The organism is Paenibacillus glucanolyticus NBRC 15330, from assembly GCF_004000885.1.
GTDB classification, from domain to species: Bacteria; Bacillota; Bacilli; order Paenibacillales; family Paenibacillaceae; genus Paenibacillus_AQ; species Paenibacillus_AQ glucanolyticus.
Genome location: NZ_BIMC01000016.1, coordinates 57,169 through 71,217 on the forward strand (window position 1 = coordinate 57,169; position 14,049 = coordinate 71,217).

Genomic DNA, 14,049 nt, shown 5'->3' on the forward strand with positions numbered 1-14,049 from the left:
CCGCATATGACGCAACATCCCCTCAATGTTCCATGTAGCTGATCTACCTATTCTCTCTCATACCAATAACCCGGTATCCTCTGGGTCAGCCGCAGCAGTGCTTCAAGATAATAATAGTCGCCCCAGATCATATAATCGTCCGGTCCCATTCCGCCTCTGACATAATAGGAACCATGCTTGATCAAGCCTTCTTCCCCTTCCTCTCCAAGAGTAGAATATCGGCTTGCCAGGGAGGTCATCGACCGTTCGACCGCATCTGTCAATAGCCCTTTATTGCCATCTTCATTCTCCAGATGCTCCAATATTTCCAGCATGCCGCATGCTGCAATCGCAGATGCGGAGCTGTCGCGAGGTGTATCCGCTTCAACCGGAACATCGAAATCCCAATAAGCTACGTTATCCTCCGGCAGATGGCTGATAAAAAAGCGTGCCGCTCGTATAGCCGTATCCAAGTACTTCGGATCACGGGTATAACGGTATGACAGTGCAAACCCGTAGATCGCCCAAGCCTGGCCGCGTGTCCAGGTGGAGCCGTCGTGATACCCCTGATGCGTCCCGCCTCCGATGGGAGTTCCATCCGACGGATTGAAGTAGAACGTATGGTACGAGGAGTCGTCCCCTCGCATTAAATACCGGCGGCTCTTATCCGCATGCGCCACAGCCACAATCCGGTATCGCTCATCTCCGGTTTGGTTATAGGCCCAGTACAGCAGCGGAATATTCATCATGCAATCGATGATGATGCGGCCTCCGTTCTTCTCGTCCCCCTTCCGGCCCCATGCCTGAATATACTGTCCTTCCTCCCGCCAGCGCAGCATCAGATGGTCGGCAGCTTTCAGAGCGAGCTGTTTGCCCTCTTCATGCTCGTCCACGATCCACGCCGCTAATGCAGACGGCAGGTAGAGGAACCCGATGTCATGATGATCCAGATGCCGCTTCTCCTGCAAGCGCAGCTTATAATCCTCCAAGTGCGCTAGTGCCGTCTCCTTAAACAACGGTTCCTTCGTATATTCATAACTCAGCCAGATCATTCCGGTGTAGAACCCCTCGATCCAGTCATTGCTCTCTCCCCACTCGTAGCGCTTCTCCGCCGTGATATGGGGAAACTTCTTCGGATATCGGTTCATATTGCTCTTGATCTTTTGGATCGCGTCCTGAATGGCTTGTTCCCACATGATTTTACATTCCTCCTATTCTTTGATGGCTCCGATCATAACGCCCTTCACGAAATATTTCTGCAAAAACGGGTACAGGAACAAAATCGGCAGCGTAGCCACCATAATTGTTGCGTATTTGATCGTTTCGCCCACCGGCATCCGGTCTCCTCCGCCTACTGAGGTCATCATGCTGTTGGTGTCGTTCTGAATCAGAATCTCGCGCAGAATCAGCTGCAGCGGGAACAAGTTCCGATCCCTTAAATAGATGAGTGCATCAAACCATTTATTCCAGTGCCACACTCCGTAAAAGAGCACCATAACCGCTATGACCGGCAGCGACAGCGGGATGATGATCCGGAACAGAATCGTCCAGTCGTTGGCGCCGTCAATCCGCGCGGATTCCTCCAACGCATCGGGGACCCCTTGAAAAGCGGTTCGCATAATAATCAAGTTCCATGTTGTCATGGCGCTTGGAATAATCAGTGCCCAGTACGTATCCAGCAGGCCGATGTTTTTCATTAACAGATATTTCGGAATAAGCCCTCCGTCGAAAAACATCGTCATGACAATCAGCATCATAATGGTGCTTTTCCACATGACGTTTTTTCTGGATAAACCATAGGCTCCAAGAGCCGTCATCAGAATGTTCAGCGTCGTTCCGACCGCTACATAAAAGATTGTGTTCAGATAACTGCGAATGATGTTCGGATTCTCAAATACCATCCGGTAGGAATCCAGCGAGAACCCCTTGGGCCACAGCAGGATTCCCCGATGCTGAACGAACTCGGCAGGCGTACTGATCGAAGCAAACAATACATATAGAAACGGGTACAGCGTTACGATTGACAACAAGCATAGAAGAATCACATTCGCTGCATCAAATATGACCTCACTGATTGATTTTGAAGTTCGCATAGATGGCCCCCTTTCCTACCACAGCTTCGTATCGGTAAACCGTTTGCTGAGATAATTGGCTCCAATGAGCAGAATAAAGTTAATGAGGGAATTAAACATGCCGACGGCCGCACTGAAGCTGTAACTCGCCTCCAGAATCCCCTTGCGGTAGACGTAAGTGCCGATAACGTCCGCAGTCTCATAAATAACCGGATTATACATAATCAATATCTTCTCGTCCTGAAGCGCCATAAATGAACCAATCCGCAGGATCAGCAAAATGATAACCGTTGGCAGGATGCCTGGCAGTGTAATCTGCAGCATCTGCTTCCACCGTCCGGCACCGTCTACCTTCGCTGCTTCATACAAGGATGGATCGATGTTCGAGATGGCTGCAAGATAAATTATGGAGCCCCAGCCAATCCCCTGCCAGATGGCAGACGAGGTATAAATCGTTCGGAACCATTCAGGCAAACGCATGAAGGAAATCGGTTTTCCACCGAAATACGTCACTAATTGATTGATCAATCCGTCAACGGACAAAAAATCCACCAGCATGCCGACAACAACTACCACAGAAATAAAATGAGGGATATACGTAATGGACTGCACGGTCCGTTTAAATACCCGATGCCGCACCTCGTTCAGCAGCAACGCCAGCACAATCGAGGCAGGGAACACAAATATCAGGTCGTACGCGCCCAGGATAATCGTATTGGATACGACCCGTTCAAAGAAAAAACCGTTAAAGAAGTCGCTGAAATGCTGAAAGCCGACCCAAGGGCTGTGCCATATTCCAAGTCCTGCCGAGAAGTTTTTGAACGCAATCTGCAGCCCGTACAGCGGACCGTAATGAAACACGGCATAAAATGCCACAACCGGAAGCAGCATCAGGTAGATCATGGAATTCCGGCGGAAATCCTTTGCAACTCTTATTTTGAAGCTATCTGGTTTATTCCGTATGACAACGCGGTTGGTCTCTTCCTTGAGCTGCACCGAATGCCCTCCTCTGATACAAAAATCGAACACGCCGGAAGGGAGAAATCTGACTTCTCCCTTGGCATGCTTCGTCAACTTAACGGCTGTTGAACCGGTCGAGCGCAGCTTGCTGAATCTGAAGCGCTTCTTCAATGCCCATTCCCTGAAGCGTCTGGACGAATTGATCAAACCCGCTGATTGGCTCCACGCCCATAATGAATTTATTGACCATCTCTTCGTAATAGGTATTAATATCATTCATGATGGAGGCATAACGAGTGCTTTCTTCAGCCGTTGGCGAAATAATCGGCATCAAGCGCTTATTATCCGCCTCCATCCATGTCTCGATGGCTGCTTTCTGCTGAGGAAGAGCGGAATACTGTTCAATATACCGGCGATCCTGGACAAAAGGTCCCGAGTAGCTGGCGAGGTTATATTTGGACAGCGCTTGGGTGATGGATAAACCATCCGGGTTCTTCATCACTTCGTCCGTATAGGTCGGGTACCCGTCCTTCATGCTGTAGCTGACGCCTTCTACGCCAAAATTAAACAGCATATGTCCTTCTTCGCCGTACTTATAATCAAGCCACTTTACGGTCTCCACCGGGAATTTGTTCGCTTTCGTAATCGCCGCCCCGAATCCATTGAATGGCGAATCCTTCTGCCCCAGGATCGGAGTGTCGCCCTTCTTCAGCACGACGTTAGGAGCACCCAACAGTTTCACATCCGGATTGGATTTCAGCATAAGCTCCGAATATCGGCCCAAGCTGCTTCCCATGTATCCGGAGAATGCGCCCAATTGATTGTTAGTCACCTTGGCATCCTTCAGTGTGGCATCTGTTGCGGCGTAATCCTGATCGATCAGCCCTTCGGCATACCATTTGCTCATCGTCTCCAAATACGATTTAAACTCCGGTTGAATAGGGCCATAGCTTACCTTGCCATCCACCTGGTAAAACCCTGTCGTAATTCCCCAGGCTCCGATAAACGCATGATTCAATGCCGTCATATCCAAGTCAAGCAGGAGCGGAATTTCATCGGCCTGCCCGTTCCCGTTTGGATCTTTGGTTTTGAATGCCGTTAACACTTCGTGCCACTCATCCATCGTTTCCGGTACGGACAGCTTTAATTTCTCAAGCCAATCCTCGCGGAGAATGATGCCGTTATAGGTCAGCAAATACTCATCCCCGCGGATAAAAGGAAATACGTAAATGTTGCCGTCGTCTGTCGTTATGAGTTTTTTGTATTCCGGATGCTCGTTTAACAGCTTTGATATATTCGGTGCATGCTCTTCAATCAGCTCATTCAGTCGAATGATCGTTCCATCCGAAATGGCTTTGTCCGGTCCGCCGGATACATTAGCCCAGCCGTACTCGATGACATCTGGCAAATTGCCCGAGGAGACCATAATATTGAAGGCATCTGCCTCCTGTCCGGCAGGGGGATGCTGAAACTTAAGCCGGGTCCCCGTCAATTTCTCCATTTCCTGATAAGCTGCAATCCCGTTCATATCCTGCATCGTTGCCGATGCGTTGGCGTTAAGAGATACCCAGTACGTCAGCTGTCCCGGATAACCCGGCTCACCCTTTGAAGAAACACCGGCTCCTTCCTGCCCTTTTTCGCCCGCAGGATTCTGAGCTCCCGAGCTTTTCCCGCTGCATCCAGCCAGCATGGCTACGATTAATATGAAGATTGCCAGCCTTGTCGCTCGTTTTTGGTTTGTTTTCAAATCACGACGCCTCCCTTTTTCCTGTTTGAATGATCATCCGATTTAACCAAGGACCGAAGTGATCAGCCCTGTTTAAATTCTAGGGTCAAAGCGCCTTCATCGTATACCGTACACATTCATGATCTGTTAACAGAGATTAAGAATTGAGATGATCATTTCTTAAGGTGGATGGTAGAGAATGCAGAGTTTCCTTGTATTTTCCCGGGGTTATTCCTTCATATTTTTTGAATACCCGGATAAAACCCACATCGCTGGTATAACCGACGGAACGGGCAATATGTGAAATCGTGTTTTTGGCATCCTTCATCATTTCCTTGGCATGCTCGATCCGAATCTTGGCCAGATAATCCGTCAGGTTGGTGCCGCTGTTCTTCTTGAAGAAAGCCGACAGGTACGGGGGCGTAATGTTGAATTGCTCGGCGATGGAAGCCAGACTGATCATGGTATCGTTGTGATGATCTTCGATGTAGATTTTGATTTTTTCCAGCAGCAGTGAAGAGGAATCTCCTCTCTGCTCTCCCACGTACAAGCAGACCTTGCCGAACATCCACTTCACCTCCTGATATAACTCTTCCACTGTGCTGCCTTCGGTGATATCCTCGATTGTTTTGCCAGCTGTTCCGAAGATGTCCTCATACTTCAAATTTAAAGCATTGAGCAGTTTGAACATTGTGCTAAGCAGGTTCGCGAAGAGGAGTCTGCCCAGATCCGGTGAGATGGATTTGCCCATAAAATTGTTGCTATACAGGCACTGAATAATGTCTTGAGCTTTATCGACATCCCCGCTCTTCATCGCGTTAATGAGCTTGACCTCCGTCTCAATGGGAAAATCATAATACACCTCCGTTTTTTGTTTCATTTCATCATAGAACAGGATCGGTTTATAGGCTGTAAATATGGAATATTCGAGTGCTTTCAGGCTCTCGGTATAACCGCTGGACAAACATCCGGGACCTGTATGAATCCCGCTGATTCCGATCGTTGTCACGGTTTTGAAGCGCAGTTCGATGACCTGTTTCACCTGCTCCGCCCATTCAACCAATTCCTCTAGCCCGCACTGCTGAGAGTCGGGCACGTTTAATATGATAGCAACCAGATTTTTCTCCAGTTCCACCGAATAAGCGGCAAAAGGATGGATTTCCTCCGCTACCTTGCCGGTAACGAACCGGATCAGTGCCCACTCGCTTTCGCGCTCGTTATGAATAAATCCACTGGCATCCCTGAGCTCGATCAAGGCAACGGCAAACCCCCGCTCCGGAAACGAGATGCCCATGAACGCCATGGCATGATCGGACATATCACTTGCGTCCACATTACCCTTCAATAAACGCTGCAAAAAGTTGGAGCGGATGACCGGCGTTTGCCTGGACAGCTGCTCCCTCATCTCCGTCTGCCTGCCAAAGGAATCGGCCATCGTCGATTTGATGAAATCATATTCATTGCGAACAGCCTCCTCCCGTGCCGGGTGCGCCTGCCGAATAAAACGGATAATGTCACGCAGCGGATAATACGCCCGGTAAGTCATGAACGCGCAAGCGGCTACCCCGGCGGCCAGACAGATAACAAGAACGCCGGCGGCCATTCTTTTGACCATATTGACCTTCTCCATGAACACTTTCTCGGGCACGATGGATACGTATTCCCACCCGCTTCTCTTCGAGATTGCCGACACAGTCATCATCGGATGATCCTCCGGTGTCTTCCCGACTCGGCTGACCGAGGCTGCTCCGGCACTTAAAATAACTTGTCCGCTGGCATCCTTAATATATATCGTCCCATGATTTGTCTTCACGATCTCCTCCAGGAGCCCTGTAATCTGTCGTTCGTCAATCAGCATGATTAGCGCACCTTTCGGATGGTTCTTCTCTCCAAATGGAAGCGTTTGCATATATGTCAGCATCCGTTTCTGATTCAAACCTTTCCCGACTTCCGTCACGGGTAAGTAACGGTTAAAGTGAACGCCGTGCAGAATATCCGACCGATACTGTTCATAGGTTAGATTTTCATATCCATAAATATCGGAGAACAAAACGCTTGAGGTTGTCTTTAAGGTTGGGCTCAGAACCGTGTTGCTCTCCCTTAAATAGACATAAAAATCAGTAATAAAGCTGCTGCTGTTGCGGTAACGCTGCATTTCCTGCATAAAGCTGAAGTAATTGTAATGCTCGATGCCATTCTGAGGCGAGCCTGCCTTGAGCAGCGCGTCCAGCCTTGGATTCGACGTGATATTCCGGGAAATCAAATGCATCTCATCCAATCGGCCGTCCACTACCTGCTTGGCTTGCTCAATCAGCGCCATGTTGCTGTTATTCGCGTTCTCGATCATAATCTTCTCAATACGAGCATACAATCCGCCGAATACAATGACCGGGATCAACAGCACGACAAGATAGGACATGAGCAATGTAACGAACACGGACACGCGATTGGAACGCTCCATTCTTGCACTGGTTGTCGTCAACTTCCCCATACCCTCATTCCTTCCGGTTTCAATGGTTATATATCTTCCGTACTTACATTAATTACATCATACTGTTTTTATTTAACATGAACAGGCCATCTTCAAAAATGTTAATCGATCACGAATTTGTATCATGCTCGAAGGCTTCAGCCTCCACTAAGGCCACAACGAAATTCCTCCACCATGCTGTGCTCATCAGAGGCGATAACGCCAATCCATGAGATGAATTAGCCTCATCGAAGTGTGGTGTGTCCTCTAATTGCTCAGTGGTTCAACATTCTCAGCGGCCGCAAGAACAACGCAAAAAAAAGGAACGCCTCCATAGAGACGCTCCTTTTTGGGGTTCAATCCGATTCAGCTTAAGGCTCATAGATCATTTTGCGGGTCATGCCCCCGTCAACGACAAGATGCGCACCTGTCACAAAGTCATTATCCGGATCGGTGAAATAGAAACAGGCTTTGGCAATATCAGCAGGAACTCCCACCCGCCCCGCTGGATGCTGCTTGTGGTCCTCCGAGCGAAGATTGTCATAGCTGCCGGTCTCAATCCATCCCGGACTAATGCAATTCACCCGAATCCGATCAGGTCCAAGACTAATTGCCATCGCATGACTCAATGCAACAATGGCTCCTTTGGAAGCCGCGTAGGCTTCTGAATTCGGCTCGGACATGATGGAGCGTGTAGAGGATATATTGACAACAGCTCCGCCTGCACCCGAATTTTTCATATATAATGCGGCTTCACGCGTCGCAAGAAAACAGCTTCTGGCATTGGTATTCATGACATCGTCCCAATCCTCAACAGACAGCTCATAGGGAGATTTCCAGCGGGATACTCCTGCATTGTTGATCAGGATGTCGATCGAACCGCCATGTTGAACGGCTTCTGCCATGAGGCGTTTAATACCTTCTTCCTTTCGTACGTCACAAGGGATGAAGACCGCCTTCAGTCCTTGTTCCGTCAAGGAGTGTGCCGCCAGGCTTCCCTGCTCCTCGTTAAAGTCGCTTAATATGACTCGCGCTCCGCTTGCAGCATAGGCTTCCGCCAATCCGCGGCCTATCCCATTGGCAGAGCCCGTAATCACGACTGTTTTATTCTCAAAATTCATTCGCAGCTCCTCCTTTTTCTCCTACATTATATACCACAGGAGGAAGCTGACTAAAATCAAGTCCGACATTTATTTAGGATGCTCATAACCCCTCACCACGCCGAGATGTGCCTTCGGGTGCCGTGCAAATCCGTAATACCGGGTACCTTGGAAACGCAGTAGCCCCTCGTCGCCTTCCGCACACATGCCGAATTCTTCACCGTTTACAATAAACTCCATCCGATCTCCGCTCTCAACTTCAAAAGTAAGATAATAGGTGGTACGAGTACGGCTCGACATCGTATCATCTGTCTGCTGCGTGTGTTTCACTTCCGTTCGCTTGCTCACAATTTTGGAATCAACCGATAACAAAGGCTGTCGGTTATTCTGACTCCACTGCAAGATTCCCTTACCGGCCGACAGCAAAATGATCCCGATGACGACGATGAAAAACACGGGCATTACGCTGCCGAAAAAATCGAACATCCAATCTGATCCCGATCCCATACGGCTCCCCCCTCCACCTTGTCTTGAAATATGTATATGCTTCTTCTTGGACAATTTAACTCATATGTCGTGGAAAGTTTGATTGAAATTTTAAAGAACTTGTCCCTTTCTGAAAACGCCAAAAAAGAAGCTGGTCTCTGCTCTTGGTCAGCTTTCAGCTTCTTCGTGGGACTCAAACACCCGGATCTATTCATTTTCCTTCTCATCGCCATTCACATTCAATCGTAAGCCAATCTCAGCCATTTTGTTGTCTCTTCTTGTCCTGTCATTTCTTGATCCTCAGGTGTCAGCTCCTGTTCATTCCAGCATGCCAGGCATTGTTCCTCCGTATCGCATAAACATGCATCATCACAATGGTAACACAAGCGGAGGAAATTTATCGTCACTTGATCGGTATGCATATGAATCGTTCCCTTCTCTAACATAATGGAGTATCTAATTACATCTTTATAGTAGCATAGATATTCACTTTTTATTGTGATTTATTTCACAATATAATGTCAATAAAAAAAGGCTGTACCGGATCTGACTCTCTCAACAAGGTACAGCCTTTATTCAGTAACTTATAATAGCAAATTCAGACTATAAACCCTGCCAGGTTTCACCACCGTCACTGCTTTTCATGAGTCGGGAGCGCTTCTTGTCGGTGGTTTCAATCAGCATCCAGCCTACATCAGAGGAGGTAAACTGCAATTTCACCACGTTAGGATACTTGGCTAGATTATCTGCCAGTAACTTGCTTCTCGGGAATGGCTTCCAGGTTTTTCCTAAATCATTCGAATGATACACAATGCCGTTAACCATACGCCAGCCGTCATGAAGCCGACGGAAGACAGGCTGGATAGTTCCCTTACCGGCATCTCCCGTCATCGGGAATGACACCAGATTCCACGATTTTCCGGTATCTCCCGTGAAGTATCCCATGTAGCTCGCCTGATTATCCTTTACGCAGGTAACCGGAATATATACTTCGCTACCGCTGCCGCCTCTTCCCAGTAACTTAGGCGCCCCGGCGTAAACCGAACCGCACGGGTCAAGAAGCTTGCTCTTGAACACTTGACCCGAAGATTTCCACTTCTGACCACCGTCACGAGTAATATACAGCTTCGAGGACTGCATCTCCCGAATGGTAGCAAATCCGACCAGCGAATCCGTGAACGTTAAACCGATGACTGATCCTGTTCGCGGAATAACGCTGCCTGGGACACGCGAAGTAGAATACTCCGTATTCTGCATGACTTCATCCCATAAACCGCCATTGTTGCTAGTGTGGAACAGGGATTTCTCCTCAGAGCCCCGGGATATGTCGCCTTTTGCCATGATCCATCCCTGCTGTGATGAAACGAAGGACAGTGCAGTGACAACGCCTGTCTCGGGCAGCGACGAGAGCTTCCAGCTGTCACCGCCATTGGTTGTATTCAGCAGAATGGTTTCCGCTGATCCCTGCTTATTTCGTATAATCCAGCCATGATCCTTATCCGCAAACACGATGTCTTTGCCATACTCCAGCTTGTCAATGAATTGAACATTGGAGGAGGGTGAAATATCCACCCACGTTTCACCATAATCTTTAGTTTGGTAAAGACGAAGCTCGGTGTTCGTTATTCCCCATGCAATTCCCGTTGACTCACTTAGGAGATGGAAGTCTGTCAACCGTGTATGTATCTGATATTTACTTTTTTCCTCAGGGGCCTTCATGGCCGTATCCGGCGTTACTAATGTGATGGTCTGACCTTCTTCTTCATCTTCAACCGATTCAGGAGGACCTTCCGGTGTAGAAGGTTGCTGTTGCTGCTGTTGTTTTATCGGTTCTGAGGTACAGGCTGCTAACATAACTGCCATCATTGCCAGCATACTGAGCCAGAATATAAAACGACTTGATCTCAAGAATTCTTCCTCCTCATATTTCGATGTGCATGTTGCAAATCCGCTTTTTCGACATTATAACATATTCCATCCAGCTGATAAGTAAAGAACTGACTTGCAAAATTTACAATACTGTAGCTTTTTAATAGATTCACTCTCATATTCGGGTAGGTTAATCCATAGTTAGACATCAAAAAAACCCTATCGTGATTCATACGTTAAGGGGGTTTTAATTTACAAATATAATGCTCGCCCATTTCGAGGGTTCTTGATAATCACCAGGTTTATGAACCAGAATCGTCCGATTTGTTATGTATTCGCCTGACCACCATGTGAAACGACTCGAGCTTTCTAGAGATACCTTCCTTTCTAACCGGAAGGGATATTAGAAGAGAGGTGGTTATGAAGTATCACCTTAGAGGTGTCTAGATGCAGGATAGAATTTGGATCTTCTATTGTGAATTTTTCATATGATGAAATAAAATGAAATTGTTGATTGCTGTTGTTGTTTTCATTCCTTATTTTCACGCATAAAAAAGCAAGCTGATTTTGTATCGAAATCAGCTTGCTCAAGGATTTATATATTAAGATATATCCTGGGCTGATTAAGCCTCGGATATGACCGTATAGCGTTCATTGAGATGCTTAGGCAACTCAATTTCATCCAATACCGCAATCGCGTAGTCCTCATAGCTGACATAACTTTGACCGCTGGAATTGACAATGACATGATCCTTACCTTCTTGATAGCTTCCTGTCCGCTGACCATTCGGATTAAAGAACGCTGCCGGACTGAGATATGTCCATTTCACATCTGAAGAATTCTCCAGGTCTTTCAGGTTCTCTCCTGCATGGAATGCTGTCGGATAGTATTCCTTAGGAAAATCAGGTGTTTCCATCAGTCGTGTGGTTTTGGCTTCATCAACAAACAGACTTCCGGCTCCTCCCACCACGATCAGTCGGGTATCGGCTCCTTTCAGAGCATTTATCAGCACGCGTCCAACTTCAATATATTGAGTTTCCTGTCCAGGCGCTGCGCCAAATGTATTCACTACCACGTCGAAGCCTTGAAGATCGGCATCGGTTAAATCCAGCACGTTCTTCTCCAGGATGTTAACACTGGAATCGGTAATCCTGGAACCATCACGAACAATTGCCGTTACTTCATGTCCGCGTGCTTGCGCTTCCTTGAGAATCAAATTTCCTGCTTTACCTGTTGCACCGATAATACCAATCTGCATGATGAATCGCTCCTTTATCAATTGTATATACAAATGAGAAGGTGAAAAGAGCTACAGTTTTCCCTTTTTCAACATTTCACTGGACTCATGGAGAAGTTTAGTTAGTTGTTCACTATGTTCTTTCCCCAAAATGGAAGCATATTGTCCGTACAGCTGTTCAAAATATTGGTTCAGCTCCTTATATAGAGCTTTACCTTCCTCTGTTAAGAAAATATGCGTTTCCTTCCATTCGGACTTGCGTTCAACTAAATTCTTCTCTTCCAGCTTGTCAATGAATCGGGTGCTTGTGGATGGAGCAATCGATAACTTATCACATAACTCTTTCTGCGTGATTCCTGGGTACTGCTGTACCACCACCAACACATAGGAGTACGTTGGCGATAAGTCGGCTTTTGCAAAAGCATCCTCCGCCATCTTTGTCATAGAACGTGCAAACCGATTCGATGTAAAAAACAAGCATGAGGTCAAAATGGAATCATCTATGTTCATCATCATCACCTTTCATTTGTATATACAAATTATCACATTGCTATCTTTATGTCAACATCTTTATTTTAGTAAGTTTATTGGTTCATGTTTACCTCATACACCAACTGAGATGAAAATTGAATGAAGTATGAGCATGCATGAAATATATACTATTTCACTCTTCTTTTGTGAATTTTTCATATGTTGAAACAATCACCTGATCTATCGATTTCAAAAGAATCAGCATTAGCGAGTCTGTGGTATCGCTTCTTATCTTGGAGAGGATTACGATCGCGCCGCGGCATATGATATAACGCTGCTCGATATATTCTGGACTGCAATGACTGGTTACATACACGCTCTTGCTATAGCGCGTGCCGAGAATATTGCCGCATCGGACCTTGCACGTTACGCTCACAATTTCATTCGCATCATGCCTGATATTATGACCTATAACGCGAGCGACTTGGATCGCGGGATCTATCCTGGCAACAGTTCCAGTCTTCGTTCCGACGCCGCGAGTATGGAGCATATTATCCATGCAGCCGAATTTCACGGACTTGACAGCAGCATTCTTCATGAAGCAAATGTTTATTATTCAAAAAGCAGTTAACGCCGGGCATGGCAATGACGGTTTCTCACGCCTGATCGAGTTTCAATAAACCCTCTTCTTAAAGAACGATACGCAGACTAACAACGAATAGGCAAGTCAAACAGGTGACGAAAGGGTCCCCTCTTGACTTGCCTATTCGTTGAATTCGCTGCCTGCTTACCCTTTGACGGCTCCTTCTGTCAAACCTTTTTGAATATATTTAGAGATGAACAGGTACACAATCAATACCGGAATAACTGTCAGTGATACGGCTGTAGCCATAAGTCCAAAGTCGGTACCATATTGTGAACTAATTTCATTCAACAATGCCACGATCGGACGAACATTCTCTTTGTTAACAAAGATTAGCGCAGAGAACAAATCATTGTACGCCCACATAAATACAAATATACTTGCCGATGCAAAGACAGGCTGCGAGATCGGCACAAAGATTTTCACAAACATTTGCCATCGGTTGCATCCGTCCATAAATGCAGCTTCTTCCAGCTCTTTCGGAATGGTTGCCATATAACCGGCAATGACCAATGTCGCAAACGTCAGATTGCCTGCCGTCTGAGGAAAAATCAACCCCCAGTATGTGTTTACCAGGCTCGTTTTAATCAGAAGCTCATAGACCGGAACTACAGTAGCAAATGCTGGTATCAGCAGTGTTGCATACAGAATGGAGAAAATCGTTTTTTTGCCTCTGAAGTTAAATCTGGATAACACGTATGCTGCTAATCCTCCAAGCAATAGCACCAAAAACACGGTACTGAAGGACATCACTAAGCTATTAATATAACTTCTTCCAATATTGATGCGGTCAAATGCATTCTGATAGTTAATCAACACCGGATCCCATGCGATACCGAATGAATTGTTCATAACATCGCGAGATACTTTGAACGAGTTGTTCACAATCCAGAATAACGGATAGATTGTTGTTAAGGACCACGCTGTTAAAATCACGTACATCAACGTGGTGCCTAAGCTAAACCGACTCTTCCTAACTCGCTGAGTTTTGTGTTCAACGACGATGGTTGGCTCCATAACAGTACACCCCTATAA

General features: G+C 46.8%; 13 protein-coding genes. 1 reads left to right on the forward strand and 12 read right to left on the reverse strand.

The window, feature by feature from the left end; translation table 11 throughout:
- Window positions 1-47: 47 nt before the first annotated feature.
- The 11 genes from PGL02S_RS20565 to PGL02S_RS20615 form a co-directional block, all read right to left on the reverse strand.
- Window positions 48-1,175 carry a glycoside hydrolase family 88 protein gene (locus PGL02S_RS20565; RefSeq protein ID WP_036638120.1) on the reverse strand — a complete coding sequence of 376 codons (1,128 nt, stop codon included), beginning with the start codon at window positions 1,173-1,175 and terminating at the stop codon, window positions 48-50.
- A 15-nt stretch (window positions 1,176-1,190) separates the two neighbouring features.
- Complete coding sequence (locus PGL02S_RS20570; protein WP_006209762.1) at window positions 1,191-2,072, reverse strand: carbohydrate ABC transporter permease; 882 nt, start codon at window positions 2,070-2,072, stop codon at window positions 1,191-1,193.
- 15 nt (window positions 2,073-2,087) lie between these two features.
- The gene (locus tag PGL02S_RS20575) at window positions 2,088-3,047 is read right to left on the reverse strand and encodes an ABC transporter permease (protein ID WP_036638118.1); all 960 of its coding nucleotides are present in this window, start codon (window positions 3,045-3,047) and stop codon (window positions 2,088-2,090) included.
- 79 nt (window positions 3,048-3,126) lie between these two features.
- Window positions 3,127-4,758, reverse strand: a complete 1,632-nt coding sequence (locus PGL02S_RS20580) for a type 2 periplasmic-binding domain-containing protein (RefSeq protein WP_036638115.1) — start codon at window positions 4,756-4,758, stop codon at window positions 3,127-3,129.
- 136 nt (window positions 4,759-4,894) lie between these two features.
- A complete protein-coding gene (locus PGL02S_RS20585) occupies window positions 4,895-7,228 on the reverse strand; it encodes an AraC family transcriptional regulator (RefSeq protein WP_036638112.1) in 2,334 nt (777 codons plus the stop codon).
- 350 nt (window positions 7,229-7,578) lie between these two features.
- Window positions 7,579-8,328 (reverse strand): SDR family NAD(P)-dependent oxidoreductase, encoded by a 750-nt coding sequence (locus PGL02S_RS20590; protein WP_036638110.1) that lies wholly within the window; start codon window positions 8,326-8,328, stop codon window positions 7,579-7,581.
- Window positions 8,329-8,397: 69 nt separating this feature from the next.
- Entirely contained in the window at window positions 8,398-8,814 is a 417-nt protein-coding gene (locus tag PGL02S_RS20595) for a DUF2500 domain-containing protein (RefSeq protein ID WP_006209756.1), read from the reverse strand.
- A 218-nt stretch (window positions 8,815-9,032) separates the two neighbouring features.
- Window positions 9,033-9,200 (reverse strand): hypothetical protein, encoded by a 168-nt coding sequence (locus tag PGL02S_RS20600; protein ID WP_409347449.1) that lies wholly within the window; start codon window positions 9,198-9,200, stop codon window positions 9,033-9,035.
- Between the two features lie 196 nt (window positions 9,201-9,396).
- Window positions 9,397-10,701, reverse strand: coding sequence for a YCF48-related protein (locus tag PGL02S_RS20605; protein ID WP_036638107.1), 1,305 nt, complete (start codon window positions 10,699-10,701; stop codon window positions 9,397-9,399).
- Between the two features lie 584 nt (window positions 10,702-11,285).
- The gene (locus tag PGL02S_RS20610; protein WP_036638104.1) at window positions 11,286-11,921 is read right to left on the reverse strand and encodes an NAD(P)-dependent oxidoreductase; all 636 of its coding nucleotides are present in this window, start codon (window positions 11,919-11,921) and stop codon (window positions 11,286-11,288) included.
- Between the two features lie 51 nt (window positions 11,922-11,972).
- A complete protein-coding gene (locus PGL02S_RS20615) occupies window positions 11,973-12,410 on the reverse strand; it encodes a MarR family winged helix-turn-helix transcriptional regulator (protein ID WP_036638102.1) in 438 nt (145 codons plus the stop codon).
- 319 nt (window positions 12,411-12,729) lie between these two features.
- Here PGL02S_RS20615 and PGL02S_RS20620 point away from each other — a divergent pair, with 319 nt between their 5' ends.
- The gene (locus PGL02S_RS20620) at window positions 12,730-13,002 is read left to right on the forward strand and encodes an imine reductase family protein (protein ID WP_304363412.1); all 273 of its coding nucleotides are present in this window, start codon (window positions 12,730-12,732) and stop codon (window positions 13,000-13,002) included.
- A gap of 156 nt (window positions 13,003-13,158) precedes the next feature.
- Here the strand turns inward: PGL02S_RS20620 and PGL02S_RS20625 are convergent, their stop codons facing one another.
- Window positions 13,159-14,031 carry a carbohydrate ABC transporter permease gene (locus PGL02S_RS20625; protein ID WP_006209743.1) on the reverse strand — a complete coding sequence of 291 codons (873 nt, stop codon included), beginning with the start codon at window positions 14,029-14,031 and terminating at the stop codon, window positions 13,159-13,161.
- Window positions 14,032-14,049 lie beyond the last annotated feature (18 nt).

Coding starts and splice junctions, on each gene's coding strand:
- PGL02S_RS20565 (WP_036638120.1), bottom strand. CDS start 1,175: ATGTGGGAACAAGCCATTCAGGACGCGATCCAAAAGATCAAGAGCAAT.
- PGL02S_RS20570 (WP_006209762.1), bottom strand. CDS start 2,072: ATGCGAACTTCAAAATCAATCAGTGAGGTCATATTTGATGCAGCGAAT.
- PGL02S_RS20585 (WP_036638112.1), bottom strand. CDS start 7,228: ATGGGGAAGTTGACGACAACCAGTGCAAGAATGGAGCGTTCCAATCGC.
- PGL02S_RS20590 (WP_036638110.1), bottom strand. CDS start 8,328: ATGAATTTTGAGAATAAAACAGTCGTGATTACGGGCTCTGCCAATGGG.
- PGL02S_RS20595 (WP_006209756.1), bottom strand. CDS start 8,814: ATGGGATCGGGATCAGATTGGATGTTCGATTTTTTCGGCAGCGTAATG.
- PGL02S_RS20610 (WP_036638104.1), bottom strand. CDS start 11,921: ATGCAGATTGGTATTATCGGTGCAACAGGTAAAGCAGGAAATTTGATT.
- PGL02S_RS20615 (WP_036638102.1), bottom strand. CDS start 12,410: ATGAACATAGATGATTCCATTTTGACCTCATGCTTGTTTTTTACATCG.
- PGL02S_RS20620 (WP_304363412.1), top strand. CDS start 12,730: ATGACTGGTTACATACACGCTCTTGCTATAGCGCGTGCCGAGAATATT.
- PGL02S_RS20625 (WP_006209743.1), bottom strand. CDS start 14,031: ATGGAGCCAACCATCGTCGTTGAACACAAAACTCAGCGAGTTAGGAAG.